This window comes from Neisseria maigaei, from assembly GCF_958267405.1.
Lineage (GTDB): Bacteria > Pseudomonadota > Gammaproteobacteria > Burkholderiales > Neisseriaceae > Neisseria > Neisseria bergeri.
This window is the reverse complement of record NZ_CATQFT010000014.1, coordinates 1-24,941: the sequence shown is the minus strand read 5'-3', so window position 1 is coordinate 24,941 and position 24,941 is coordinate 1. Positions and strand designations below refer to the sequence as shown.

23 protein-coding genes and 1 pseudogene are annotated in these 24,941 nt (G+C 53.8%); 5 read left to right on the top strand and 19 right to left on the bottom strand.

Annotated features, from left to right (window positions below; translation table 11 throughout):
- Positions 1 to 28: 28 nt before the first annotated feature.
- The 9 genes from Q3O06_RS04765 to Q3O06_RS04725 form a co-directional block, all read right to left on the bottom strand.
- On the bottom strand, positions 29 to 1,021 hold the full coding sequence (locus Q3O06_RS04765) for a DNA cytosine methyltransferase (RefSeq protein WP_219199757.1): 993 nt from the start codon (positions 1,019 to 1,021) through the stop codon (positions 29 to 31).
- The gene (locus Q3O06_RS04760; protein ID WP_219199758.1) at positions 1,018 to 2,076 is read right to left on the bottom strand and encodes a HindVP family restriction endonuclease; all 1,059 of its coding nucleotides are present in this window, start codon (positions 2,074 to 2,076) and stop codon (positions 1,018 to 1,020) included. Before Q3O06_RS04760 ends, Q3O06_RS04765 begins: the two co-directional genes overlap by 4 nt.
- A 72-nt stretch (positions 2,077 to 2,148) precedes the next feature.
- A complete protein-coding gene (gene hrpA, locus Q3O06_RS04755) occupies positions 2,149 to 3,540 on the bottom strand; it encodes an ATP-dependent RNA helicase HrpA (RefSeq protein WP_301817921.1) in 1,392 nt (463 codons plus the stop codon).
- 227 nt (positions 3,541 to 3,767) lie between these two features.
- Entirely contained in the window at positions 3,768 to 5,177 is a 1,410-nt protein-coding gene (locus Q3O06_RS04750) for a chloride channel protein (RefSeq protein WP_301817920.1), read from the bottom strand.
- A 59-nt stretch (positions 5,178 to 5,236) separates the two neighbouring features.
- The gene (gene argJ, locus Q3O06_RS04745; protein WP_301817919.1) at positions 5,237 to 6,457 is read right to left on the bottom strand and encodes a bifunctional glutamate N-acetyltransferase/amino-acid acetyltransferase ArgJ; all 1,221 of its coding nucleotides are present in this window, start codon (positions 6,455 to 6,457) and stop codon (positions 5,237 to 5,239) included.
- 66 nt (positions 6,458 to 6,523) lie between these two features.
- A complete protein-coding gene (locus Q3O06_RS04740) occupies positions 6,524 to 7,216 on the bottom strand; it encodes an LrgB family protein (RefSeq protein WP_301817918.1) in 693 nt (230 codons plus the stop codon).
- Positions 7,216 to 7,560 carry a CidA/LrgA family protein gene (locus Q3O06_RS04735; protein ID WP_002219918.1) on the bottom strand — a complete coding sequence of 115 codons (345 nt, stop codon included), beginning with the start codon at positions 7,558 to 7,560 and terminating at the stop codon, positions 7,216 to 7,218. Before Q3O06_RS04735 ends, Q3O06_RS04740 begins: the two co-directional genes overlap by 1 nt.
- A 144-nt stretch (positions 7,561 to 7,704) precedes the next feature.
- On the bottom strand, positions 7,705 to 7,923 hold the full coding sequence (locus Q3O06_RS04730) for a hypothetical protein (RefSeq protein WP_250314637.1): 219 nt from the start codon (positions 7,921 to 7,923) through the stop codon (positions 7,705 to 7,707).
- Positions 7,924 to 7,941: 18 nt separating this feature from the next.
- Positions 7,942 to 8,523: a C40 family peptidase gene (locus tag Q3O06_RS04725; RefSeq protein ID WP_003754635.1), complete on the bottom strand. Its 582-nt coding sequence runs from the start codon at positions 8,521 to 8,523 to the stop codon at positions 7,942 to 7,944.
- Positions 8,524 to 8,767: 244 nt separating this feature from the next.
- On the opposite strand from Q3O06_RS04725, the gene hslO reads away from it, so the two are divergent.
- Together hslO and Q3O06_RS04715 are read left to right on the top strand one after the other, a co-directional pair.
- Positions 8,768 to 9,673, top strand: coding sequence for an Hsp33 family molecular chaperone HslO (gene hslO / locus Q3O06_RS04720; protein WP_301817917.1), 906 nt, complete (start codon positions 8,768 to 8,770; stop codon positions 9,671 to 9,673).
- A gap of 48 nt (positions 9,674 to 9,721) precedes the next feature.
- Entirely contained in the window at positions 9,722 to 10,102 is a 381-nt protein-coding gene (locus Q3O06_RS04715) for a hypothetical protein (RefSeq protein ID WP_118820172.1), read from the top strand.
- A gap of 142 nt (positions 10,103 to 10,244) precedes the next feature.
- Here the strand turns inward: Q3O06_RS04715 and mgtE are convergent, their stop codons facing one another.
- From mgtE to purL, 3 genes are all read right to left on the bottom strand, one after another.
- On the bottom strand, positions 10,245 to 11,699 hold the full coding sequence (gene mgtE / locus Q3O06_RS04710; RefSeq protein ID WP_301817916.1) for a magnesium transporter: 1,455 nt from the start codon (positions 11,697 to 11,699) through the stop codon (positions 10,245 to 10,247).
- Positions 11,700 to 11,932: 233 nt separating this feature from the next.
- On the bottom strand, positions 11,933 to 12,685 hold the full coding sequence (gene gloB, locus Q3O06_RS04705; RefSeq protein ID WP_301817915.1) for a hydroxyacylglutathione hydrolase: 753 nt from the start codon (positions 12,683 to 12,685) through the stop codon (positions 11,933 to 11,935).
- 94 nt (positions 12,686 to 12,779) lie between these two features.
- On the bottom strand, positions 12,780 to 16,676 hold the full coding sequence (gene purL / locus Q3O06_RS04700) for a phosphoribosylformylglycinamidine synthase (RefSeq protein WP_301817914.1): 3,897 nt from the start codon (positions 16,674 to 16,676) through the stop codon (positions 12,780 to 12,782).
- A 223-nt stretch (positions 16,677 to 16,899) separates the two neighbouring features.
- Between purL and Q3O06_RS04695 the strand changes: the two genes are divergently transcribed.
- Together Q3O06_RS04695 and Q3O06_RS04690 are read left to right on the top strand one after the other, a co-directional pair.
- Positions 16,900 to 17,235: a hypothetical protein gene (locus Q3O06_RS04695; RefSeq protein WP_301817913.1), complete on the top strand. Its 336-nt coding sequence runs from the start codon at positions 16,900 to 16,902 to the stop codon at positions 17,233 to 17,235.
- Between the two features lie 123 nt (positions 17,236 to 17,358).
- Positions 17,359 to 17,697 carry a P-II family nitrogen regulator gene (locus tag Q3O06_RS04690; protein ID WP_002218119.1) on the top strand — a complete coding sequence of 113 codons (339 nt, stop codon included), beginning with the start codon at positions 17,359 to 17,361 and terminating at the stop codon, positions 17,695 to 17,697.
- Between the two features lie 58 nt (positions 17,698 to 17,755).
- On the opposite strand, the gene Q3O06_RS04685 is transcribed toward Q3O06_RS04690, so the two are convergent.
- From Q3O06_RS04685 to Q3O06_RS04660, 6 genes are all read right to left on the bottom strand, one after another.
- A complete protein-coding gene (locus Q3O06_RS04685) occupies positions 17,756 to 18,514 on the bottom strand; it encodes an iron ABC transporter ATP-binding protein (RefSeq protein ID WP_301817912.1) in 759 nt (252 codons plus the stop codon).
- An 81-nt stretch (positions 18,515 to 18,595) separates the two neighbouring features.
- Positions 18,596 to 19,222, bottom strand: coding sequence for an FmdE family protein (locus tag Q3O06_RS04680; RefSeq protein ID WP_301817911.1), 627 nt, complete (start codon positions 19,220 to 19,222; stop codon positions 18,596 to 18,598).
- A gap of 45 nt (positions 19,223 to 19,267) precedes the next feature.
- Positions 19,268 to 20,242: an iron chelate uptake ABC transporter family permease subunit gene (locus tag Q3O06_RS04675; protein WP_301817910.1), complete on the bottom strand. Its 975-nt coding sequence runs from the start codon at positions 20,240 to 20,242 to the stop codon at positions 19,268 to 19,270.
- On the bottom strand, positions 20,232 to 21,200 hold the full coding sequence (locus Q3O06_RS04670; RefSeq protein WP_301817909.1) for an ABC transporter permease: 969 nt from the start codon (positions 21,198 to 21,200) through the stop codon (positions 20,232 to 20,234). Before Q3O06_RS04670 ends, Q3O06_RS04675 begins: the two co-directional genes overlap by 11 nt.
- Before the next feature lie 18 nt (positions 21,201 to 21,218).
- Complete coding sequence (locus tag Q3O06_RS04665) at positions 21,219 to 21,410, bottom strand: hypothetical protein (RefSeq protein ID WP_153559804.1); 192 nt, start codon at positions 21,408 to 21,410, stop codon at positions 21,219 to 21,221.
- A 17-nt stretch (positions 21,411 to 21,427) separates the two neighbouring features.
- On the bottom strand, positions 21,428 to 22,393 hold the full coding sequence (locus Q3O06_RS04660; RefSeq protein ID WP_301817908.1) for a siderophore ABC transporter substrate-binding protein: 966 nt from the start codon (positions 22,391 to 22,393) through the stop codon (positions 21,428 to 21,430).
- 83 nt (positions 22,394 to 22,476) lie between these two features.
- On the opposite strand from Q3O06_RS04660, the pseudogene Q3O06_RS04655 reads away from it, so the two are divergent.
- A pseudogene (locus Q3O06_RS04655) lies at positions 22,477 to 22,539 on the top strand (transposase); the annotation flags it as partial.
- A gap of 159 nt (positions 22,540 to 22,698) precedes the next feature.
- Here the strand turns inward: Q3O06_RS04655 and fetA are convergent.
- Positions 22,699 to 24,801, bottom strand: coding sequence for a TonB-dependent siderophore receptor FetA/FrpB (gene fetA / locus Q3O06_RS04650; protein ID WP_301817907.1), 2,103 nt, complete (start codon positions 24,799 to 24,801; stop codon positions 22,699 to 22,701).
- Positions 24,802 to 24,941: the final 140 nt, after the last annotated feature.

Genomic DNA, 24,941 nt, shown 5'->3' with positions numbered 1-24,941 from the left:
GATATGAAACCTTAAATATAATTCAAACTTAATATCTTATATCCCTATGTAAAGCCTTGTCAGCCAGTATGAAACAGTTATCGTTTGCTCCAAACAAATCGGTGTTTTCATATCTTTTTACCAGTGGGTTTTCTATAAATTTTTGGATAGATTCGGCAATAAACTTAGCCAAATTAACTGGTACCGCATTTCCTATCATCTGTTCCAAATCCGTTTTTGTTCCTGTAAACACAAAATTTTCTGGAAAAGTTTGGATATAACTGCGCTCTATGGTAGTAAGTGGTCGGACTTCGGATAACTCAATGCCTTGCGGGTCGCAATTATTCAGTTGATAACCTTTGGGAATAGGACGGTTAACCCCACGAATTGTCGGACTAGGTTCATCAATAGAGAATATACCGCGTCGGTTATAGTTTCTCGGGTGGCGGTAATAATGCTCGAGATTTAAAGAATTACCCAAATAATCTCGGACTGTCATCGGTTTCTCCGCCAAGCGATCAGTTAAAATCGGTGTAAGGAAATTATGTTTTTCCCCCAATTTTCCTATTAAGAAAAAACGGGTTCTCGCTTGCGGTACACCACAATAGGAAGCATCTAAAATAACAGAAGTCAGCCCATAATCTGCCTGCCTGAATTGTTCAATCACATCATGCAAAATATGGCTTTTCTTAATTTGCTCCACATTTTCCATCACAAACCAAGTTGGGTGGACTGAACAGACGATATTGGCAAAATGATAAGTTAAATCAGCACGCCCCAAAGTAACATCTCTTTTTCCTGCACTGGAAAAATCTTGGCAAGGCGGACCGCCCATGATCAAGTCGGGTTGATAATTCAAAATCTGCGAAATTGCTGTTTGTTCATCGGTTAAATCAGTTTCGTAGACAGGGTGGTTAAAATTTTTTCTATAAATATCGATTGCCTTATCCCATTTTTCAAAAGCTGCACAAACTTCGAAGCCTGCTTGCCCGAACCCCAAAGACAAACCGCCACAACCTGCAAATAAATCAATACATTTCATAAGAACAACTCAGGAGAATTATAAAGAATGGCATCAAAACGTCTTTCGGGGCTGAGCAATTCCTGCCCCCCGCCTAAAATAATTTTTTTGATTTCTGATTTTAAAATAATTGGTGTTTCTAACCTTGTGCTTCTCATAAACGGATTAGTTATCTGTCCCGATGAAGCAAATGCTTTATCATTTTTTGTATTGAAAGAGCAGGTATCGATAATTTGTTCATGGTTGAATTTCCCACTTTGACAAATATCCAACAGCATTTTATACAGCCAAATTGCTGTACGAGTTGGTCGAGTAATCTTTAAACAATTTTCAGATAAATCAGCAATGGAAAGTATAAACCTAACAAAAGCCAAATCGCTCCATACAAATACATCTAAACAATTTTCTGCCAATCTGGGAGATTTCCCTATGGTTTTCCAAACTGGTTGTATTAAAAATGGCTTTTGAATAGCAGTTTCATTTCTGCATAGGTTATGTAAAGTGATAGAAATATCGCTGAAAAGCGGAATAACCTGTTTTGGATCAGACCAATCTGTCTCTTCCGAAATTTCAGACGTAACAATCAACTCATTCAAATTTTGACCAAAATTTTCAGCAATGCTACAAGCCAAATAAACTATGCTATCAGGGCGTATAACAATTTCGCTACCAAAAAATTCATCAGACAGATGGCATGTTGTATGGTCCGGCAAAGCAGTTAACTTTATTTCCAAACCTGTTAAACATTGCCCTGTACGGATATTTTGAATAACAATATCCGTTCTTGGCAATGACCCGACTACATATTTTGCAAAAGGTGTGTGGGCAGTTTCAAATGCAAAAAATATATCTTGGCTATCTGCTTCGATACCAAAGACTTCATTGACAGAAATGGATTGACATTTAATTTGATTATTTTTTGAAATCAAATAGTTGACATCAATCTCTTTGCTTGCCATATAGCAGCATAATGCAATGGGAAATGATGAGTTAAATTGATTTTTCCCCCAAGTATCTTTTAAAGAAAAATCTCGGTTTGAGTTGGTTAATCCAAATAAACGCGGTTTATTAACCATATATTTATCCTTCAATTCATATGATGTAGGTTATAGAGTGTAGGCTATTTTTCGCTTCCAGGTAGCCTGTTTTCAGACGGCTTCCACCGCCCCTAATTCCAGCAACACCTGAAACCCATCATTGATGTACCGCGAGTCGGGCATTTCTAAAAATGGGAATGCCGCTACGTCGCCGAGTTTCAACGCTGCCATGCGCAGGATGACGGCGGCGAGGTTGCTGCGGACGATTTCTGGGTCGGTGAATTCGGTGCGGCTGTTGAAATCTTCTTCTGAAAACAGTCGGATACACACGCCTGCGGAGACGCGTCCGCAGCGGCCGGAGCGTTGGCGTGCGGCGGCTTGGGAGATTTTTTCGACATGAAGCTGCTCCACTTTCGCCCGTGCGGAATAGCGTTTGACGCGCGCGAGGCCGGTGTCGATGACGTATTTGATGCCCGGCACGGTGAGCGAGGTTTCGGCGACGTTGGTTGCTAACACGATGCGGCGTTTCGCGCCTGTGGGGTGGAAGATTTTGTGCTGTTCGGCGTGCGACAGGCGTGCGAATAGGGGAAGGATTTCGTCGTTGCGGCGCAGTGTGGATTTGTGCAGGGCTTCGGCGGCTTCGCGGATTTCGCGCTCGCCCGGCAGGAATACCAAAATATCGCCTTCGCTGTGTCGCGCCAATTCGTCCGCCGCATCGACAATCGCATCCGTCAGCTCCACTTCCGCGTCGTCTTCGTCTTTGCTGGTCAGCGGGCGGTAGAGGATTTCGACGGGGTAGGTGCGCCCGCTCACTTCCAGCACGGGCGCGCCGTTGAAGTGTTGGGAGAAGCGTTCTGCGTCTATAGTTGCCGAGGTGATGATGACTTTCAAATCAGGGCGGAGCGGCAGCAGTTGTTTCAAATAGCCCAAGAGGAAGTCGATGTTCAGGCTGCGTTCGTGCGCTTCGTCGATGATAATCGTGTCGTAGGCGGCGAGATAACGGTCGGTCTGCGTTTCCGCCAGCAGGATGCCGTCGGTCATCAGCTTGACGCAGGCATCGCGCGAGGTGTGGTCGGTAAAACGCACCTTATAGCCCACCGCGCTGCCAATTTCGGATTTCAGCTCTTCGGCAATCCGCTCCGCCACCGAACGCGCCGCCAAACGGCGCGGCTGGGTATGCCCGATTAGCCCCGCCGCCCCGCGTCCGAGTTCCAAACAAATCTTGGGCAACTGCGTGGTTTTTCCCGAACCGGTTTCGCCGCAAATAATCGTTACCTGATTTTCAGCAATGGCTTTTTTGATTTCTTCGAGCTTTTCGTGAACGGGCAGAGTGTTGTCGAACTCAGGTTTGGGCAAGGCGGCCAAACGCTTCAAAAAGATTTCGTGCGATTTTCGGTATTTTTCTTCGACTTTGGACAAGCCGCCGTATTTGTTGGGATTTTTGAAGGCGGATTGCAGGAAGTGGCGGTCTTTGGAGAGGGTTTGGGAGAAGTCGGGGGACATATTTGTGTGCGGTTAGGGTAAAAATGAAATTATAGCAAACGCTTTGGTTGGGTTCGGGCAATATCGGGATGGGGAAATGCCGTCTGAAAACCGCATGCTGTCGTTCAGACGGCATTGTTGCTGAAATTTCAAGTGGCGGCGGAACGGTATCCGAATCAAGGCGGTTTGCCCTGCGTCCCGTCCCGGCTGTGTGAAGGGGCGGCTGCCGGCGTTTGATCGGGGGCGTTTTAATTTTCAGACGGCATTCCCGTTTTGCTGTTTGCGGCTTGCGGCTTTGCGGACGCATTGCCGGTTTGGGCGGCGGTTTCCTGAAGCACGCGCTGGCGGAAGCGCATTCCCGATGCGTGGTAGAACGGACGTGGCGAAAACTGGCGCGATACCTGCGAGGCGAAAATGCAGGCAATCAGCATCCAAAACAGCAGGCTTTGCCCGCCGGTCATTTCCATGACGACGACGGCGGAAGTAATCGGCGATTGTGTTGCGCCCGCCAAAAATGCCGCCATGCAGATGAGGACGATGATGTTTGCACCCTGCGATATGTCGGCGATGGCGGCGATATGCTCGCCCAAAACCGCGCCTATGGTCAGCGAGGGGGTGAAGATGCCGCCCGGTATGCCCGCCCAATAGCTGAATACGGTGGCGAGCCATTTTGCCGCCGCCAGCCCGACGGGGGCTTCGTAGATGCCGTGCAGGGCTTGGGCGGCTTCGTGGTAGCCGGTGCCGTAGGTTTTGCCTTGGTAGAACGTGCCGAGCAGGGCGAGCAGCAGCCCCATCAGTGCCGCCAGCAGCAGCGGACGGTTGCGGATAAAGCCGCGTATCTTGCGTGGTGCAAATGCCGCTGCACCCTGATAGAGCAGCCGTCCGAACAGACCGCCCGCCGCGCCGCAAACCAGCCCCGCCGCCACGACCCACATCAAAATATTTTCCAAAACGCCGCCGTTGAAACCCGAAAAATACGGGTTGTTGCCCTGAATGGCGACCTGTATGAAACCGGAGGCGAGCACGCCCAAAAGAATCTGCCTCTCCCAGCGCAACATGATGCCGCGCCCGAGTTCCTCAATGGCGAAAATCACGCCTGCCAAAGGCGCGTTGAATGCGGCTGCCAAACCGCCTGCCGCGCCCGCCGCCATCAAATCGTTTTCCTGCATCCCTTTGAATGCCAAACCGTGTTTTTTGCACCACGCGCCCCACGCCCCCATCACTGCCGAGCCGACCTGAACGGACGGGCCTTCGCGTCCGATGGATGCACCGAACAGCATGCCCAAAAAGGTGAGCGGGATTTTCAGCAGTGTCGGTTTGAGGCGGATCAGCCGTGTTTTTTGCGCGCCGTAGGGCAGCGACAGCGAGGCGATGACCTGCGGAATGCCGCTGCCCGATGTGTATGGCGCATATTTGCGCGTGAACCAGACGATGACGGGCAGTCCCAGCGGCAGGGCAATCCATGCGAACCACGGGTATTGTTGAACCAGTTTGGCGTTCAGTTCCAGCGCAAAATCGGCAAGATGGGCAAAAAACAGCGCGGTCAGGGCGACGAGTGCCGAACCTGCCAGAAGGAACAGAAAGGCGATGCTTTTGCGCGACAGGCGGCGGGTTTGGCGGATTTTGTGGGCGAGGCGGCGGGGGAGTGTGGAGGTCATGGTATGTTGTCCGGCGGTTCAGACGGCATTTTATGTATGCCGTCTGAAGCCGTGTCGGGTCAGGAACGGTAGTCGGCGTTGATGGAGACGTATCCGTGCGAAAGGTCGCAGGTATAGACGGTGGTGGCACTTTGTCCGCGATGCAGCTTGATGCGGACGGTGATTTCGTCCTTCGACATCACCGCCTGCCCTTGTGCTTCGGTGTAGCTTGCGGCGCGTCCGCCGTGTTCGGCAACCAAAATATCGTCGAGATACATTTCCACAAGGTCGGTATCGAGGTCGGCAACGTCGGCATAACCGATGGCGGCGAGCAGCCTGCCGAGGTTGGGGTCGGACGCGAAAAAGGCGGTTTTGACCAGCGGCGAACGTGCCACGGCGTAGGCAACTTGGCGGGCTTCGTCGCGGGTTTTGGCGTTTTCGACGCGGACGGTGATGAACTTGGTCGCGCCCTCGCCGTCGCGGACGATGGCTTGGGCGAGTTCGAGCGCGAGGCTGCACAACAATCCTTTGAGTTGGGCGTAACGCGGGTCGGCGATGTTGTCGATTTCGCTTTGGCTGTTTTTGCCGGTGGCGATGATGACGAAGCTGTCGTTGGTGCTGCTGTCGCCGTCAACGGTAATGGTGTTGAAGGTTTCGTCGGCGATTTCCTGCGTCATCAGTTGGAGGATGGGTTGGGAAACTTTGGCATCGGTGGCGATGAAACCGAGCATGGTCGCCATATTGGGATGAATCATGCCCGAGCCTTTGGCGATGCCCGTGGCGCGGACGGTGTGTTTGTCGCCGACCTTGCCTTCGCGCGAGGCGGCTTTGGGCACGGTGTCGGTGGTCATGATGGCGCGTGCCGCTTCGTTCCAGAAGGCAGGCTGCATTTTGGGCAGGGCGGCGATGATTTTGTCGGCAGGCAGCGGTTCGAGAATCACGCCGGTGGAGAAGGGCAGCACCTGGTTCGGTTTGCAGCCGATTTGCCGGGCGGCGGCGGCACACACTGCCAAAGCATCGATTCTGCCCTGTGCGCCCGTACCCGCGTTGGCGTTGCCCGTATTGATGACGAGGGCGCGCACGCCGTCTTCGTCGAAAAGGTGCGATTTGGCGATGTGGACGGGTGCGGCACAGAAACGGTTGGTCGTGAAGACTGCACCGACGGTGCTGCCGGCGGCTACGGCAATCAGTGTCAGGTCGGTATGGTCGGGCTTTTTCACGCCTGCTTGGGCGGTGTAGAGGGCAATGCCGTCGATGTCGGGTAGTTGTTCGGCGGTTTTTTCGGTCAGGTTGACAGCCATAACGGTTCTCCTTGCGAGTGTGTCGGCGTTCAGACGGCATGGGCTGAAATGCCGTCTGAAACGGGTTCAGAACCCCAAAACGGGGATAATCAGCGGCGCAATCAGCGCGGTCAGTACGCCGTTGAACGTCAGCCCCAGCCCCGCGTATGCCGCCATACGCCGGCTGCGTTCGAGCGAGGCGGCAATGCCCATCGCGTGTGAAGCCGTGCCGAGCGACATTCCGACGGACGAGGGCATAACGACTGTGTTTTTCAACATTTTGTAACCGGCAATCTGTCCGACCAGTCCGGCAATGATGACGGTGGCGGCGGTAATGGCTGGAATGCCGCCGATGGAGCGGGTGATTTCGATGGCGATGGGATTGGTAACAGATTTGGACGCGAGCGAGAGGACGACTTCGCGTTCCGCGCCCAGCCACTTGGCAAAATACATCCCCGTAACAATGCCCGTAACGCTGCCCGCAAGCTGCGAAACGATGACGGGCAGCCATTGGTTGAAGATTTTACGGCGGTTTTGGTAGAGCGGGACGGCAAGCACGACGACGGCGGGTTTCAGCCAGAAATCAATGAATTGCGCGACGTTGTGGTACACCGCATAATCGATACCGAGGATTTTCAGGTAGGCAATCAGCACGATAGTGCTGACGAGTACGGGGTTGCAGAAGATATTGCCCGTGCGCGTGCGCACGATAATCGCAAGCGCGTACACGGCAAGCGTGAGGAAAAGCAGGATGCTGGGCTGCCTGAGGATTTCGTTCATCAGATAATGCTCCGTATCCAGCGGTGAACCTTGCCTGTAACCAGCAGTACGCACAAAGTGCTGGCGGAGGCGGAAACCAGTATCGAAAACCAATCGTCGGCAATCAAATCCAAATAGCTGATGACCGCCACGCAGGGCGGCACGAGGAACAGCGTCAGATTCGCCATCAGCGCGTCGGTAAGCTGTTGCAGCCAAGACGTTTTGACCCAACCCGCCTGTAAAAGCGCAAACAGCACGCCCATGCCGACGATGCTGCCGGGCAGTTTGATGCCTGCTAGGAAAACGGCGGTTTCGCCGGCGGCGAGGCAGCCGAGGATGATGAGGAGCGCGCGGATGATGTTCATGTTGTGTGTCTGTCTTTTGACGGCGTTGTGATAAATTTTGTTAACTGTTTAATCATAACGTCAAATATGCCGTCTGAAAAGCCGAAGCCGCGCACAAACGCAAAAACGGCACGGATAAACCGTGCCGCAGCAACCGGGGCGTGTTCAGACTTTGCGGTAGGGATTTTCCAAACCTTCAATCAGCGCGAGCAGGTAATCGCGCAACTGACGTTCGCCGCAACCCATCAGCAGCGCGTCTTCAAACGCATCCTGTGCCGTCTGATACAGTTCGGACATATTTTCGGTCATCACTTTGACCTTTTCGGTACAGGATACGATCTGTCCGTCATCGTCGTACCATTTGGGCATTTCGGGCATACTCATTGCGTATTCCTTGGGAAATCAGTTTAGAAAGCGGGACGGGTCGTTTTTCTTGACCCGACGGGCGAACGCATATTTGCCGCTCCAATATTTGTGGCTCAGGCTGGTAATTTCGATATTTTTCCCCGTGCGCGGCGCGTGGATGAAGCGGTCGTTGCCGATATAAAGCCCGACATGGGAAATGCGGCTGCCGCCGAGCGTGCGGAAAAACACCATATCCCCGGGCTGCAATTCGCTTCGGGCAACCGGCGTACCCATCTGCGCCTGTTCTGCCGACGTGCGCGGCAGGTTGATGCCCATGGCGCGTTTGAAGATGTGCTGCATGAAGCCGCTGCAATCAAAACCGGTAGAAACCGATGTGCCGCCGTAGCGGTAGGCAACACCCAAAAGCCCCATCGCATTGCCGATAAGTTCGTCGGCGGAACCTGAAGTACGGTCATTATTAGTGCGGGCGGTTTGGGTGTATTGCCCGTTTTCGGCAAACTGTTTGAGAATTTGCTCGCGGCTGCTGAGCAGGTTGGTCAACTCGTCGGCAAGGGCGGGGCGGACGGCAAACATCAGCCACAAAACCGCCCAAACTGCCGGTTTGAAAAAAGAATCCATATCGGTGTTTCCGCGCAGGAGGCATCGTGCCGCCGTGCGATGTTATGCTGTATCAGTCGAAAATATCTTGTTGATTGTATATAAAAAAACGGCTGTTTGGCAAAAAACGGCTTGTTAGATTGAGTTAATATTTTGATTTTTATATAATTTATTGAGAACTTGGGAAACGCACCCGCCGTCCGCCTTGTTTTCGCGCCGACCGCAACCATATATCCGCCATCCGAACAATCAATCAGAGAGAATAATGAATCAAAATATCCGCCATGCCGATGTACGTACCCGTTTTATCTTCGACGATATGCCCGTGCGCGGGCTGCACGTCCGTCTGGAAAACGTGTGGCAGCACATCGTGAAGCAGAAAAACTATCCTTCCGCCATCCGCCGCGCCTTGGGCGAGTTGTTGGCGGCGGGTGTGTTGCTGTCGGGCAACCTTAAAAACGAAGGCACGCTGATTGTGCAGGTTCAGGGGCAAGGGCGGCTGAAAATGCTGGTTGCCGAGGCAACTTCCGACCGTACTGTCCGTGCGACCGCGCGGTGGGACGAAACCACAGAAATAGCCGATGACGAAAGCCTCGTCGATCTTTTGGGCGAGGGCGGCGTATTCGTGCTGACGCTGCAGCCCAAAGACGGCGAACCCTGGCAGGGTGTAGTGCCTTTGGAAGGCGACGGTATCGCGCAAATGTTGGTGAACTATATGAAACGTTCCGAACAGCTTGATACGCACATCGTCCTGTCTGCAAGCGGCGAAGCGGCGGGCGGTCTGCTGGTGCAGCGTCTGCCTGAAGATGTGTTGGATGAAGAGGCATGGGAACACGTCAGTACGCTGGCGCGCACGCTGACGGCGGGCGAGCTGGCAGAATTGGACGCGCAACACGTTTTATACCGCCTGTTCCACGAAACGCCGCCGCGCGTGTTCGAGCCGGAAACGTTTGAATTTTCATGCACCTGTTCGCGCGGCAAGGTCAGCGATATGCTGCTGATGCTGGGCGGGGAAGAAGTCGGCGGCGTGGTGGCGGAACAGGGCAGCATCGAAGTCGATTGCGATTTTTGCCACAGCAAATATGTGTTTGACGAAACCGATGTCAATGCTCTGTTCGGTGCGGATGTGGTCGGAGTTGCCCGAGAGCAGTCCCGACATACCGTCCAATAATTTTGTGTAACAACAAAGATAAGTAGAGATTAATATAACACCATAATAATGAGTACAATTAATAGACATATTCCAGGAACAATAAAAGTAGAGGGAAGAGAACACCTATATATTTCTGATGACGGAGAGGATTTTTTCACAAAAAGTAGCCGAGCTGTTGAGAAGCAATCATTATTTGATAAAGTAACTTCTTTGTTTGAAATAGCTCAAAGTGGAGGAGTAATATCGGAAAATTGCAAACTAAGGCTACCGACCAATGAATTATTTCACGGATTATCTTATAAAGGAGATATTGAGGGGTGGCGGAAACAAATAGAACAAGGGGCAGAGCAGTTAGGTTTATTGACAGGTAAAATCTCTGAAAATAATATAGAACTTTCGGACGGTAGAATATATGCTCTATCAGATTGTAAGATTGAGTTTTACTAATAACCCTCGCCAATCGAGGCGAGTTGTTTCTGCTTTCTTTTCTCCGCCTTTGGCGGAACATCGGCGGGTAGTATAGTGAAATGCCGTCTGAAAATCCCCACAGGGTGTTTCAGACGGCATTTTCATGTGTTTCAGACGGCATTTAAAGCAGGAACAGGGTTGCGAGACCCAAGAAAATCAGGAAGCCGCCGGAGTCGGTAACGGCGGTAATCAGTACCGAACTGCCCAGTGCGGGATCGCGTCCGAACTTATCCATAATGACGGGAATCAGCACGCCGACCGTTGCCGCCAGCAGGAGGTTGAGCGTCATCGCGGCAACCATGACCAAACCGATGCCGAGGCTGCCGTAGAGCAGCCATGAAACCGCGCCCATGACGGTTCCCCAGATAATGCCGTTGACCAAGGCGACGCCGACTTCTTTTTTCAACAGCCTGCCTGCCTGCATGCCTGTCAGTTGCCCCATCGCCATGGCGCGGACAATCATGGTAATCGTCTGGTTGCCCGAGTTGCCGCCGATACCGGCGACGATGGGCATCAGCGCGGCGAGTGCGACGATTTTTTCGATGCTGCCTTCAAACGCGCCGATGACGCGGCTGGCAAGGAAGGCGGTGCAGAGGTTGACGGCGAGCCACATCCAGCGGTTTTTCACAGAATCCCACACGGGGGCGAACAAATCTTCTTCTTCCTGCAAACCTGCCATATTCAGCATATCCGCTTCCGATTCTTCGCGGATCACGTCCACCATCTCGTCAACGGTTACCCTGCCGATCAGCCTTTTGCCGTCATCGACGACGGGCGCGGTAACCAAGTCGTAGCGTTCAAACGCCTGCGCCGCTTCTTCCACATCGTCTTCGGCGCGGAAACGCACGACATCTTTCGCCATCACGTTTTCCACCAAGTCTTCAGGATCGGCGACCAAAAGTTTGCGGATGGGCAGCACGCCTTGCAGCACGTCGTTTTCATCGACGACGAAAATCTTGTCGGTATGGTCGGGCAGGCTGTCGAAGCGGCGCAGATAGCGCAGCACCACTTCACAGGCGACATCGGCGCGGATGCTGACCAACTCGAAGTCCATAATTGCGCCGACTTGGTTGTCTTCGTAGGACATTGCCGCCTTGACTTGGGCGCGCTCTTCCTCATCGCGCGTCTGTAAGGCTTCATAAACCACTTGGTGCGGCAAATCGTCTGCCAGCTCCGCCAATTCGTCCGCGTCCAAATCATCGACCGCCGCCAACAATTCGTCCTTGTCCATCGACTCGATCAGTGTTTCGCGGACTGCATCGGACACTTCCAGCAGCACTTCGCCGTCGTCTTCCGGTTTGACCAGAATCCAGACGATATTGCGTTCGCGCGGCGGCAGCGATTCCAATACCGCCGCCACGTCGGCAGGGTGCAGCTCGCTCAAGAGGACGGTCAGCTCGGTCAGCTTGTCGCGCAGCGGCGCGTCTTCGAGCGGTGTACCGTTTTCGATTTGTTCAAAAGCAGGTTCGAGGATTTCGCAGAGGGAGTGGACACGGTCGAAATCGGCGGAAGGGCGTTCGGTATGGTTTTGACCGGTTTCGCCGTCGTGTGTCGGAGGAGTGTGTTCGATGCTCATAAATGCTCCGCCCGCCGTGTGCGGGGAGGCATTTCGGCGGGATGGTTATTGTCGTTTGGAATCGGAAGGGGCGTTCAGTAAAAACGAACTGGGAAGGTCCATAATAAAAGCCTGACGGTACAGGCGCAGGGTTGGAAACGGCACTATTCTACTCCCTTTTGGAACGGTTTACTATTTTTAACGCAAATGCCGTCTGAAACGCGGGTTTCAGACGGCATTTTTCGGAGGGCAGGTCAGCGGTAGGCGTTTTTCAGTTCGCGCAGGGCGGCGAAGACCGCCAAACCGCTGTTCAGCGTTTTGCCGACCAGGGCTTCGGCACGTTGGCGGACGGCGGGGATTTCTGTCCGTAAGAACGGGTTGACGCGGCGTTCGTGCGCGAGGGTAACGGGCAGGGTGGGCGTGTGTTCTGCCGCTTTCAGTGCCGTCTGAATGTCGGCGTTGTCCGGCTCGATATGGGCGGCGAAACGCAGGTTGGCGGCGGTGTATTCGTGCGCCGGATAGAACAGGGTGTTTTCAGGCAGGCGGTTGAACCGTTGGAAGCTGTCGTAAAGCTGTTCGACCGTACCGGTGAACACGCGGCCGCAGCCGGCGGAAAACAGGGTGTCGCCGCAAAAGACGTGTATGCCGTCTGAAGTTTCCATGAGGTAGCTGGTGTGGCGGTCTGTGTGGCCGGGGGTTGCCCAAACGGTAACCTGCCCGTCGCCGAAGGTGAATTGTGTGCCTGCGGTTACGGTGTGGGTTGCTGCTTCGATGTCGGTTTCACCGTAAACGGGCGATTCCATGTAGCCGCGCCACAGTGCGGCAGCACCGCCTTCGTGGTCGGGGTGGGGGTGAGTTACCCATGTTTGGGCGAGCATGAGTCGGTTGCGTACGAGGAATTCCAATACGGGTGTGGGGTCGGAGGGGTCGACGCAGGCGGCATGGTTGCCTTCCTGTATCATCCAAATGTAGTTGTCGGTCAGGGCTTTGACGGGTGTGATTTTCATGAGTGTTCCTCGGTGGACGGATGCCGTTTAAAGGATGGTATGCCGGAATGCCGTCTGAAATATTCTTCAGACGGCATTGGTTTGAGTAGGGCGGTTAGCCCAAGGCTTTTCTTGCACCGGCAAAGAGGCGGTACCAGCCGGAGAGTTCCGTCCAGCCTTCCGGTTTCCAGCTCATTTGTGCGGCACGGTACACGCGTTCGGGGTGGGGCATCATAATGGTAACGCGGCCGTCGGCGTTGGTCACACCGGCGATGCCCTGCGGCGAGCCGTTAGGGTTGAGCGGGTAAGTTTGGGTAACCTGGTTTTGACCGTCCACATATTGCAGCGCGATGCCCAAATCGGCGGAAATATTGCCGCCGTGAAGTGCGAAGTCGGCGCGGCCTTCGCCGTGGCTGACCACGACAGGCAGGCTGGAGCCCTGCATTTCGTTCAGAATCAGCGACGCGGATTTGGGGACGTGAACCATACTCAGGCGCGCTTCAAACTGTTCGCTCAAGTTGCGTTTGAATTTAGGCCATGCCTCTGCGCCCGGGATAATCTCGGCAAGGTTGCTGACCATTTGACAGCCGTTGCACACGCCCAATGTCAGCGTGTTTGGGTCGGCGAAGAAGGCGGCGAACTGGTCGCGCAAGGCGGAGTGGAACAGAATCGATTTCGCCCAGCCTTCGCCCGCGCCGAGTACGTCGCCGTAGCTGAAACCGCCGCACGCCGCCAGCATTTTGAAGTCGGCAAGGTGGACGCGGCCTGCCATCAGGTCGGACATATGTACGTCGTAGGCATCGAATCCGGCGCGGGTAAAGGCGGCGGCCATTTCAATTTGTCCGTTCACGCCCTGTTCGCGCAGGATGGCGATTTTGGGTTTCGCGCCGCTGTTGATAAACGGCGCGGCGATGTCTTCGTTCACGTCAAATTTCACGTCGGCGAACAATGCGCTGCGTCCGTTGTCGCCAATCAGTGCGAACTCGCTGTCGGCGCAGGCGGGGTTGTCGCGCAGTTTTTGGATGGCGTGAGAAGTTTCCTGCCATGCGCGTTGCAGGTCGGCACGGTTTTGTTCCAACACGATGCCTGTCTGATTGCGGATAACGATTTTTTCGTCAGAACCGATGGTGGCAACGGTATGCAAGGGCAGCGTTGCCGCTTTAAACAAGGCATCTACTGCCGCAACATCTTGTTTGGCGATTTGGATTACTGCGCCCAGCTCTTCATTGAACAATGCGCGTATGCTGGCTTCGTTGACATCGGCTTGACTGGCAACCAGTGAAGTCAAATCCACATTCAACCCGCACCGTGCCGCAAACGCCATTTCCGCCAGTGTCGCAAACAAGCCGCCGTCGCTGCGGTCGTGATACGCCAAGAGTTTGTCTTCGGCAACAAGCTGTTGAATCACGCCGTAAAACGCTTTCAGACGGCCTGTGTCGTCCAAATCGGGCGCGTCGCCGCTCATATTGTTGTACACCTGACCGAACGCCGAGCCGCCCATACGCGCTTTGCCGAAGCCCAAATCGACAAACAGCAATACGCTGTCTTCGACGTTTTTCAATTCGGGCGTAACAGTCTTGCGTACGTCTTCCACCGGCGCGAACGCGGAAATAATCAGGCTCAACGGCGAAACAACGGATTTTTTCTCTTCGCCGTCCTGCCATACGGTTTTCATCGACAGGCTGTCTTTGCCCACGGGGATGCTCAAATCCAATGCCTGACAGGCTTTGGAAACGGCTTCAACGGTGCGGTAGAGTTTTTCGTCTTCGCCCTCGTTGCCGCACGCCGCCATCCAGTTGGCGGAGAGCTTGATGTTGCCGATGTCGCCGATGTTGACCGCCGCGATGTTGGTGATGGCTTCGCCGACGCACATTCTGCCCGAGGCGGGCGCGTCAAACAGGGCGACGGTCGGTTTTTCGCCCATAGACATCGCTTCGCCGCGATAGGTGTTGAAGCCCATCATGGTAACGGCGCAGTCGGCTACGGGGGTTTGGTATTTGCCGACCATTTGGTCGCGGTGGGTCATGCCGCCGACGCTGCGGTCGCCGATGGTAATCAGGAAGTTTTTGGCCGCTACGGTAGGCAGGCGCAGAACGCGGTAGGCAGCTTCGGTAATGTCGATATCGCCCGCGTTAAACGGTTTTTTAGACGGCGTAACCGTTTTGTCGGTACGCGTGGTTTTGGGCGGTTTGCCAAGCAAAACGTTCAGCGGCAAATCGACGGGGTTGTTGGAGAACAAATCGTCGCGTACTTTCAAATGGCCGTCGTCGGTCGCCGTGCCGACCACGGCAAACGGGCAGCGTTCGCGTTCGCAGATGGCGCGGAAGGCATCCAAATCTTTTTCCAAAATCGACAACACATAACGCTCTTGCGATTCGTTGCACCAAATTTGCAAAGGCGTTAAACCGTGTTCTTCCAGCGGCACTTCGCGCAGCTTGAATACCGCGCCACGTCCGGCATCGTTGACGAGTTCGGGGAAGGCGTTGGACAGGCCGCCCGCGCCCACGTCGTGGATGGAGATAATCGGGTTTTGGTCGCCGAGCTGCCAGCAGCGGTCGATGACTTCCTGCGCGCGGCGTTCGATTTCGGGGTTGCCGCGTTGCACGGAGTTGAAGTCCAAAGACGCGTCGTTTGTGCCGGTATTCATTGAAGAAGCCGCGCCGCCGCCCAAGCCGATAAGCATACCCGGACCGCCCAGTTGAATCAGCAACGCGCCTTCGGGGATTTCGTCTTTATGCGTCTGCTGCGCCTGAATGCTGCCCAAGCCGCCCGCAATCATAATCGGTTTGTGATAGCCGCGAACCTGACCGTCAAACTTCTCTTCAAAGGTACGGAAGTAGCCCAAGAGGTTCGGGCGGCCGAATTCGTTGTTGAACGCCGCGCCGCCGATGGGGCCTTCAATCATGATGTCCAGCGGCGAGGAAATGTGTTCTGGCTTGCCGTAGTCTTGTTCCCACGGCTGTTTGAGGTCGGGGATGTTGAGGTTGGACACGGTAAAGCCGGTCAGACCCGCTTTCGGACGCGAACCTTTGCCCGTCGCGCCTTCGTCGCGGATTTCGCCGCCCGCGCCCGTTGCCGCACCCGCAAACGGCGCGATGGCGGTCGGGTGGTTGTGCGTTTCCACTTTCATGATGATATGCGTGTCTTCTTCGTGGAAACGGTAGCCTTGGTTTTCCGCCGCATCCGGATAGAAACGCTCGATTTTCGCGCCTTCAATTACGGACGAATTGTCTTTATAAGCGACGACCGTGCCTTCGGGATGCGCGTTGTGCGTATCGCGTATCATGCCGAAAAGGGATTTCGGCTGTTTTTCGCCGTTGAGGATGAAATCGGCGTTGAAGATTTTGTGGCGGCAGTGCTCGCTGTTTGCCTGCGCGAACATCATCAGCTCCACATCGGACGGATTGCGCTGCAAAGCCTGATAGTTTTCAACCAGATAATCGATTTCGTCGGCGGAGAGTGCCAAACCCATTTCGGTATTGGCTTTGACCAAAGCCTCTTTACCGCCGCCCAAAACATCGACGGTAGAGAAGGTTTCGGATTCGAGATGGTGGAATAATTTGGATGCCGTCTGAAAATCGGGCAATACGGATTCGGTCATGCGGTCGTGCAGCAAAGCCGCCCATTGCTGTTTCTCATCGTCGTTCAGACGACCTTCCAGCCACACCGCCATGCCGCGCTCGATGCGTTCGATGCCTGCCAAACCGCAGTTTTCCGCGATATTGGTTGCCTTGGAAGCCCACGGCGAAATCGTGCCCAAACGGGGCGTTACCAAAAATAAATGCAAGCCCTCGCGCGCTTCGGGCGTTTCTTTAACGCTTTGCGCCGCCAACAAGGCTTGCAGTTTTTCGACAGTCGCGGCATCAAGTGCTTTCTCGCTGCCGACGAAATACCAAAATTCGCTGCTTAATTTGACTTCGGGCAGACCGAGTGCGGCGGCTTTTTGCAAGAGTTTTTCAACACGGAAATCGGAAAGGGCGGTAACGCCGCGCAAGGGCAACACAACAGACATAATTCGGCTCTCAAATGCGGTTGGGAAAATGTCATTATACGCGAAAAGGACGGTTTCGTTAGCGCGTGTAAGCGAAAAAATGTTTACAATTTTACAAATACAATCAATGTAAAAACCTTTGTCATGTCAGTCGCGTTCTGAGAAATGTGATTTATATTCTGAAATATAGTAAAATCACGTCCGCTTTTGAAATTGTTTGGACAAGCTAAGAAGGAGTTATGCAATGTTTATTGTTTGGAGTGGGAAGGGGCTTTTGGTTGTTTTGTCTCTGATTATCGGAGTTATCTGTGGTTCTGCCTTGGGAGATTGGTTGAAAGATGCAATTTCCTCAAATTTCGTTTTTATGTTAAGCCTTTGTATTGCTGCACTTTGCAACTACTTCTTTAGTAAGTGGTTTATTTCCGATAAAGTAAAAACCTATACTGACAATGAAACAGGAGAAATAATCGGCGTGAGAGACAACTCAAGCTTGTTTTTTCTGCGCAACCGGTATTGGACATGGATTTTCGTCTTTTTGGCTGCTGTTTCTTTTGTAATGTTCATAATCGAACAATTTTAGCAACGAAGCATTGATATGTATGTTTTGCATGTCAAACACATTGTTTTATCGGACAGTAATCCCCGCAGGATGTCGACTCAAGAATTTCCGTAGATGCAAATATGGAATCCTAAAGGAACAATCATGAAAAAAATCGAGGCGATTGTCAAACCGTTCAAACTCGACGACGTGCGCGAGGCGTTGACGGAAATCGGCATTACGGGCATGACCGTCAGCGAGGTCAAAGGGTTCGGCAGGCAGAAGGGGCATACGGAGATTTACCGGGGCGCGGAATACGCCGTCGATTTCCTGCCCAAGGTCAAAATCGAGCTGGTGTTGGCGGATGACGCTGTGGAACGCGCGATTGACGTGATTGTCGAGGTGGCGCGTTCGGGCAAAATCGGCGACGGCAAGATTTTTGTGCTGCCGGTCGAGGAGGCAATCCGTATCCGCACGGGCGAACGTTCGGACGCGGCGGTTTGAGCGTTTGGAATGGAAGTGCCGTCTGAAAGCCTTTCAGACGGCATTTTCTTTTTGAGCTTCAGATATGGTGGACGATGAGTTTTTTGCCTTCGTAGTCGAGTACGTCCACATCCATGTCGAACAGTTCTTTGATGTTGTGTACGGTGAACACTTCTTCGGGCGTGCCGGTCAGGGCGACTTTGCCGTTTTTCATGGCGACGACGTGGTCGGCGTAGGCGGCGGCCTGGTTGATGTCGTGCAATACGACGACGGTAGTGCGTTTGTGTTCGCGCGTGAGCTTTTGCAGAATCTGCATGAGCGAGCGGGCGTGATACATATCGAGGTTGTTCAGCGGTTCGTCCAAAAGGACGTAGTCGGTGCTTTGGCAGAACACCATCGCAATCATGGCGCGTTGGCGTTGGCCGCCGGAAAGCTCGGTCAGGTAGCGGTCGGCAAAGTCTTGCAGGTGGAACTCGGCGAGCGCTTCTTCGACGATGGTTTTATCCGTTTCAGACGGCCTGCCTTGATGGTAGGGATAGCGGCCGAACATGAGCAGGTCGCGCACGGTAATGCGGCTCATGATGCTGTTTTCTTGGGTGAGGATGGAGAGCGTGCGAGCAAGTTCGGCGGTAGGGGTGGTTTTGATGTCTTTGCCTGCGTAGCTGATGTCGCCGTGTACCAGAGGCTGAAGCCGTGCCATAAAGGAGAGGAGGGTGGACTTGCCTGCGCCGTTCGGACCGATCAGCGCGGTAATGCCGCCTTCGGGAATGTCGAGGCTGACGTCGTTGAGGATGGGGTTGCTGCCGATGGTGTGGCTGACGTTGCGGATGGTAATCATAGGCGGGTCCGAAAATAGGAAATTGGGGTTTCAGACGGCCTTGAGTTTTAAGGCCGTCTGAAACTTATTGATTATGACGTTTTAGATTTCTTTGACGGTGACAAATTCGGGGTTGTCGGCTTGGTCAATCAGGAAGGCGCGGACGCGTTCTTGCCAAAGTTCGCCGAATTGTTTGAGTTCGTCGGGGCTTGCGCTGCCGCTGACGGCTTTGGGCATAAGTTCGCGCATTTCGGGTGCAAAGGGTTGCAGGGCGGCGTTGAGGCCGACGGCGACGGTTTTGCCGTTGTCTTTGCGGCGCAGGGTCAGTGTGCCGTTGATTTCGCCCGCACCAAAGGATAAGAGGTTGCGGCGGGCAAAGCGTCCCTGCATTCCGATGCCTCCGAAGCCGGTTTCGGGGGCTGCGCCGGTGAGGAGTTGGACGACGGACGCGGTTACGCCGACCGTGCCTTCGTCGCGCGTTCCCTGCATGGCGGCTTCGATGCCGCCGCGTTCGGGCAGCTCTTCGCCGTAAAGGGCTTTCAGACCTTTGATAACCATCAGGTACGCGCCCGCGACGGTCGGGCAGGAATGTCCGCACAGGCGCACGGCATCGGCGTAGCGGTAAGTGAGGATGCCGTTTTCGGCCGCGCCGAGAAAGGCGGCAAGCGGGTCTTGTACGGTCAGCGTCGGGGCGCGGTCGAAAAATTCGGGTAAACGTTCTTTCGTCATATGGTTTGTCCTTTCGGAGGCGGGCTGCCGTTCAGACGGCATCCGTCATTTTTTGTGTTTTAAAACGAGATAGAGGAAAACGAGTCCGCCCGCAAATTCGACCACCACGCTTAATACCGCCTTCATGCCCAAGAAGTGTTCGAATACGGTCTGTCCGCCGACCAAGAGGATGCCGCCGATACAAACCGTCATCGGCAGGCGGACGGAATGGCGCACGGACGGGGAAAAGTGGTTGGCAAGCGAGGCGGCGAGAAGCCCGAAAAAGCTTACGGGGCCGACCACGGCGGTTGCCGTCGCCACCAATGCGGCAATCCAAAGCAGTATCCATAAGGTGTTGCGCGTGTAGCTGATGCCCAAATTGACGGCTTGGTCGCGCCCTAAAAGGTGTACGTCCAAGCGGTAGCGTTCGCGCCAAACGACCGCCGCGCTGACGAGCAGGATCAGCGCGCCTATGCCCAAAAGCTCGCTGTGGACGGTATTGAATCCGGCAAACATATTTGCCTGCGCCGCCGTAAATTCTTCGGGGTCAATCATACGCGAAAGCAGGGAAGAGAGGCTGCGGAACAAAATCCCGAAAATCACGCCGATTAAAATCATACGCGGCAAATCGCGTCCGCCCTGACGGATGAGCGTGTAAAACAGCAGCAGTGAGCCGCCCATCATAACGACCAATTCAAAGCCGAATTTGCCCGTCAACGGCAGGGAAGCATAGCCCGTGCCGCCGAGTGCGAACACCAAAAGCGTCTGCAAAAACACATACAGCGAATCGAAACCCAAAATCGAAGGGGTCAGAATCGGATTGTTGGTCAGCGTTTGAAAAAGCTGGGTGGACACGCCGACCGCATACGCTACCAGCAGCAAAGCCGCGAGCTTGGTCAGCCGCAGTTGCAAAACAAAATCCCAATCGCCTTTGACGTTGAGCGTCATAAACAGGACGCAGGAAACCAGCAACAGCGCAAAGGCGACCCACAACGGACGGCTGCTTCCTGCCATAAAACCGATATTTTTTTCAGACGGCATGAGCAGGTTTCCTTAATAAAAGCCACAAAAACAAAGCCGTCCCCAACACACCAAAAACCGTAGAGACCGGAATTTCAAACGGAAACACAATCACGCGTCCGATAATGTCGCACAATAAAACCATAGACGCGCCCAAGAGGGCGACCGCAGGCAGGCTTTGGCGCAGTTTGTCGCCTATCAGGCGGCTGATGATGTTCGGCACGACCAGCCCGACAAACGGGATATTGCCGACCGTAACAATGACCAGCGACGTAATCAAAGCCACAATAATCAGCCCCGACCACAACACCGCCGTCCGGTTCAAACCCAAATTCACGCTGACCGTCTCGCCCAGCCCCAAAATCGTCAGCCGGTCGGCAATCAGATAGGCAAACACCGCCAAACCGCCCGTAATCCAAAGCAGCTCGTACCGCCCCAGCAGTACGCTTGAAAAATCGCCCTGCTGCCACACGCCCAACATTTGCAGCATCTCAAACTCATACGCGATAAACGTCGCCACTGCCTCAACCACGCCGCCGAAAATAATCCCCACCAGCGGCACCATCAGTTGCGCCGTCGGCGGCAGGCGGCGGATCAGCAGCATAAAGACCAACATCCCGATCAGCGCGGCAACGGCGGCAACCGACATTTTTGCCAGCAGCGGCGCGGCAGGCAGCAGCAGGGACATCAGAAGCAAACCCAAAGCCGCGCTTTGACCCGCGCCCGCCATAGAAGGTTCGACAAAACGGTTGCGCATCAGAATCTGCATAATCATCCCCGCCACCGCCATAGACGCGCCCGTCAGCACAATCGCAAACGTGCGCGGCAGGCGGCTGACCAGCATCAGTTCGGTGCTGTCCGACAGCGAAAACACATCAGACCAGCGGAAATCGGCAACGCCCACCGACAGGCTGACGGCAAACAATACCGCCAGCAGTAGGAGGTTGGTCAGGTTGAGGGAAAAAGGTTTGGCAGTCATAAACAGAAGGGAAAAGTGTTACGGCGTAGAAGATTCAAACAAGGCAGTCCGAACCGTCGGAGCGGAAAGCCTTGTTTGAAGCCTCCGTATGGGCAGAGGATGGGGCAAGTTCCAATCAAAACGCTTGCCGCCATTTCCGCGATAACGCCCGTATCGGGCAATGCCGTCTGAAACACAGGAAACGGTTTGCATCCGTGTTTCAGACGGCATCGAATGCCGCCGTTTCATTATTTTGCGGCGTTAAAAGCATCCGCAACCTGTTTGCTTGCATTCAGCAATTCTTGTGCGCCGCCGGCTGCCAAATAAGTTTCGGGAACAAGGTAAACCACCTGTCCTTTTTTCCAGGCATTCGTTTCAGCAACCAGCGGATTATTCAACACGTCTTTCGCCGCCTGACCCTCTTCGCCGATTGCCGCGCTGCGGTCAAGGACAAACAGCCAGTCGGGATTTTTCTCTTTCAGGTATTCAAAGCTGATAGGCTGGCCGTGGCTGCCTTCTTTAATTGATTCATCGACAGCGGGAACGCCGATGTCTTTGTGCAGCCAGCCGCCCAGTCGTGAAGACGGGCCGAAAGCCGACATCTTGCCGCCGTTGACCAAAATCACCAAACCCTTGCCTTTGCCTTGAGCAGCGGTTTTCGCCGCTTCAAACGAAGCATCGATTTCCGCCTTCAGCTTGTCGGCTTCCGCCTGTTTGCCGAAGATTTGTGCCAGCGCGTCGATACGCTCTTTGGCACTTTCTTTGAGATTGGCGGTATCGGCGGTCATTTCGATGGTCGGCGCGATTTCGTTCAATTTGTCAAACGCCTTGGCGGCGCGGCTGCCGATGATGATGAGCTGCGGCTTGTAGGCATTGAGCGTTTCGTAATCCGGCTCGAACAAAGTGCCGGCAGGTTTTGTCGTTTTGAAATATTCCTCTAAATACGGCAGGCGGTTTGTATCGACGGACAAACCGGTTTTCACGCCCAGTTTGCTCAAGGTATCGAGCATACCCAAATCGTAAACGGCGATACGTTCGGGGTTTTTCGGTATTTGAACGTCGCCGCGCGCGGTTTTGACGGTAACGGACGCGCTTTCGGATTGTGCGGCGGAAACCGCCTGTTCTTTGGCTTGTGGGGCAGAGTCGGAATTTTGCGGCGAACACGCGCCCAAGGCGAGGACGGTGCAGAGGGTCAATGCGGTCAAACGCAACATAGGGTGTCTCCAAAATGGGGATATTGGGGCAAAGCCGCCGGTCGGACAAACCGGAACGGCTTTAGAAAGGATAAATGATAATCTATAGTGGATTAAATTTAAATCAGGACAAGGCGACGAAGCCGCAGACAGTACAAATAGTACGGAACCGATTCACTTGGTGCTTCAGCACCTTAGAGAATCGTTCTCTTTGAGCTAAGGCGAGGCAACGCCGTACTGGTTTTTGTTAATCCACTATATATCAAATTATCAGAACAGATGCCGTCTGAAAGGCTTTCAGACGGCATTTTTTCGGGATGTGCGTTTTAGAACTTATAGTTCACGCCCAAGCGCACATCGCGGCCCACGCCCGGCAGGGTATTGTTCCAGCGTTGGCTGTGCGGATAGTAGAACTTATTGAACACGTTGTTAACCGAAAAATTGACATTGAGCGTGTCTTTGCCCAGCGGTTTCCAGTTGGCGAAGACATCGTTCACACCGAAACCTTTGCGTACAACGTTTTCCAAGTTGCCTTGGCGGTCTTTTTGACCTGCCACCAATATCGAACCCACGGCTTTCTGAACATAACGACCGCGCCAGCCGATTTCCAGATTCGGATTTTGGAAGCGGTAGGCAAGGGAAGCCGTCCAAGTGCGACCGGTTTGTGCGCCAAACTCGGGGTTCGCGCTCAACAGCTTGTCTTTGTGCGTATCGTAACCGTAAAAGCGCGGTTTGCTGTGGCTTACGCCGACTTTGGCAGTCAGACCGCCGGTGCGGTAGGACGCGCCCAATTCGTAACCGTGGTTTTTGATGTAGCCGGCGTTGGCAGTTTCTTTAAATGCCGCGCCATGGCGGTTTTGCGGATTGGCAAGCGCGTCTTTGATGGTCTGCCAGAAGTAGCTGCCGTTTGCGGCAAACGTGCCGTCGTTGTAGTTGAAGCCGATTTCGGTATTGCGCGCGCGTTCGGCTTTGGTGCCGTCTGCAATGGAAACGATGCCGCGTTTGCCGTGGGTCAGCAGTGCGTCGTACAGGCGCGGGCTGCGGCTGGCGTAGTTGTGGCTTGCGCTGAAGCTCCAGTGTTCGTGCGGCTGCCAAATCACGCCGAAACTCGGGTTAAGGCTGCTGCTTGAAACGGTTTTGCCGTCATGGGTTTTCACCTTGAAGCGGTCGTAACGCAGTCCGCCGGTCAGAGTAAAGCCGTCAATCTCGTGAATGGCCTCGATATACGCGCCGGTATCCGTTTTGGTCGGGTTGGTCAGGCTGTATCCGCGTACCAGACTTTGCAGGGCGGTATTGGTGTCGGTGTATTCCGAGTTCAAGAACGCTTGCGGTTTGATTTCCTGATGGCGGTAGTTGATACCGTATTTCAACAGGGTTTGTTCGGCAAGGCGGCTGTCGAAGTTGAAATTCATACCCCGAGTGGTGATTTGGGTATGGTTAGGGCCGACCACATTGCCTGCGTAACCGCTGCCGCTGTCATCGGCGGAATAGCGTTCGTTTTCCAACACATAGGCGTTGGCGTTCAGTTTTTCGACAAAGCCCAGGTTTTTACCCGTATATTCCAAGTTGGTGTTGGATTGGGTGGTTTCGCGGTATGAGGGTTTCTGCCTGTCTGTTGTAGGATTGGTCCCGAAGATTGTAAATTCTTCACGCACAGTGCGGATGCCTCGGTGTTGGTCTTTCATATGGCTCAACACGATGCGGTGGTCGCCGTCGCCGAAGGTTGTTCCGATTTTGGCGAGATAGCTGCGTTTGTCCAGTGCGCTGTAAGGTACGGTTTTGCCGCCGTTGGGACTTTTGTAGCCTTTACCTGCTTCGTAATCTTTTTCATCGTTGCGGTTGTAAGAGAACAAACCGTCGAAGTTGCCCTCTTTTCCGAATACGCTTGCGCCGTAGCTTACGCCTTCGTTGCTGGCAAAGCCGCTGTTGAGGCGCACGCCCCAGTTTTTATCCAAGCCTTTGAGCAGGTCTTGGGCATCGACGGTTTTGGCGATAATCGCGCCGTTGGTCGCGCCGATACCGGCAGAGGCGGAACCCGCGCCTTTTTGTACGGAAACGACTTTAACCAAAGCGGGATCGACAATAAATCTGCCTTGGTGGTAAAGGATTTGGCTGTCGGAATAGGCGTTGTCCACCTTGATGTCGACAGAGTTCTGACCCATACCGCGCAAGGTCATATGTTGGGACGTGCCGTTGCCGCCGCCGAAATCGATGGACGGCTCTTCTTTTAAGAGTTCGCGCATATCGGTTGCGGTGCTTTCGTCTTTTTGTTGAAGCGTAACGATGTTGGTACGGATTTTGCTGCCTTGGCGGTCGCCTTTTACGGTAACGGTATCCAATGCGATATTGGCATTATTTTCTGCCGCGTGGGCAAAACCTGCCGCCAGGGTAAGCGAGAGCAGGCTGAGACGGAAAAACGGGGCGTTCATTTGTTCGTCCTTTTGAGTGTATGAAGGGAAGTTAAGCCAAACCGTTAAGGTTTGGCAGGATAAGAAAAATAATTAATAATTATTTTTATTTATATTAACAGGGGGGGGGGGGATTTTTGCAAAGCTGATTATCGTTTTCT

Bases quoted from the DNA above. Each gene is read 5' to 3' on its own strand.
- Q3O06_RS04765 (WP_219199757.1), bottom strand. From the start codon at position 1,021: ATGAAATGTATTGATTTATTTGCAGGTTGTGGCGGTTTGTCTTTGGGG.
- Q3O06_RS04760 (WP_219199758.1), bottom strand. From the start codon at position 2,076: ATGGTTAATAAACCGCGTTTATTTGGATTAACCAACTCAAACCGAGAT.
- hrpA (WP_301817921.1), bottom strand. From the start codon at position 3,540: ATGTCCCCCGACTTCTCCCAAACCCTCTCCAAAGACCGCCACTTCCTG.
- Q3O06_RS04750 (WP_301817920.1), bottom strand. From the start codon at position 5,177: ATGACCTCCACACTCCCCCGCCGCCTCGCCCACAAAATCCGCCAAACC.
- argJ (WP_301817919.1), bottom strand. From the start codon at position 6,457: ATGGCTGTCAACCTGACCGAAAAAACCGCCGAACAACTACCCGACATC.
- Q3O06_RS04740 (WP_301817918.1), bottom strand. From the start codon at position 7,216: ATGAACGAAATCCTCAGGCAGCCCAGCATCCTGCTTTTCCTCACGCTT.
- Q3O06_RS04735 (WP_002219918.1), bottom strand. From the start codon at position 7,560: ATGAACATCATCCGCGCGCTCCTCATCATCCTCGGCTGCCTCGCCGCC.
- Q3O06_RS04730 (WP_250314637.1), bottom strand. From the start codon at position 7,923: ATGAGTATGCCCGAAATGCCCAAATGGTACGACGATGACGGACAGATC.
- Q3O06_RS04725 (WP_003754635.1), bottom strand. From the start codon at position 8,523: ATGGATTCTTTTTTCAAACCGGCAGTTTGGGCGGTTTTGTGGCTGATG.
- hslO (WP_301817917.1), top strand. From the start codon at position 8,768: ATGAATCAAAATATCCGCCATGCCGATGTACGTACCCGTTTTATCTTC.
- Q3O06_RS04715 (WP_118820172.1), top strand. From the start codon at position 9,722: ATGAGTACAATTAATAGACATATTCCAGGAACAATAAAAGTAGAGGGA.
- mgtE (WP_301817916.1), bottom strand. From the start codon at position 11,699: ATGAGCATCGAACACACTCCTCCGACACACGACGGCGAAACCGGTCAA.
- gloB (WP_301817915.1), bottom strand. From the start codon at position 12,685: ATGAAAATCACACCCGTCAAAGCCCTGACCGACAACTACATTTGGATG.
- purL (WP_301817914.1), bottom strand. From the start codon at position 16,676: ATGTCTGTTGTGTTGCCCTTGCGCGGCGTTACCGCCCTTTCCGATTTC.
- Q3O06_RS04695 (WP_301817913.1), top strand. From the start codon at position 16,900: ATGTTTATTGTTTGGAGTGGGAAGGGGCTTTTGGTTGTTTTGTCTCTG.
- Q3O06_RS04690 (WP_002218119.1), top strand. From the start codon at position 17,359: ATGAAAAAAATCGAGGCGATTGTCAAACCGTTCAAACTCGACGACGTG.
- Q3O06_RS04685 (WP_301817912.1), bottom strand. From the start codon at position 18,514: ATGATTACCATCCGCAACGTCAGCCACACCATCGGCAGCAACCCCATC.
- Q3O06_RS04680 (WP_301817911.1), bottom strand. From the start codon at position 19,222: ATGACGAAAGAACGTTTACCCGAATTTTTCGACCGCGCCCCGACGCTG.
- Q3O06_RS04675 (WP_301817910.1), bottom strand. From the start codon at position 20,242: ATGCCGTCTGAAAAAAATATCGGTTTTATGGCAGGAAGCAGCCGTCCG.
- Q3O06_RS04670 (WP_301817909.1), bottom strand. From the start codon at position 21,200: ATGACTGCCAAACCTTTTTCCCTCAACCTGACCAACCTCCTACTGCTG.
- Q3O06_RS04665 (WP_153559804.1), bottom strand. From the start codon at position 21,410: ATGCCGTCTGAAACACGGATGCAAACCGTTTCCTGTGTTTCAGACGGC.
- Q3O06_RS04660 (WP_301817908.1), bottom strand. From the start codon at position 22,393: ATGTTGCGTTTGACCGCATTGACCCTCTGCACCGTCCTCGCCTTGGGC.
- fetA (WP_301817907.1), bottom strand. From the start codon at position 24,801: ATGAACGCCCCGTTTTTCCGTCTCAGCCTGCTCTCGCTTACCCTGGCG.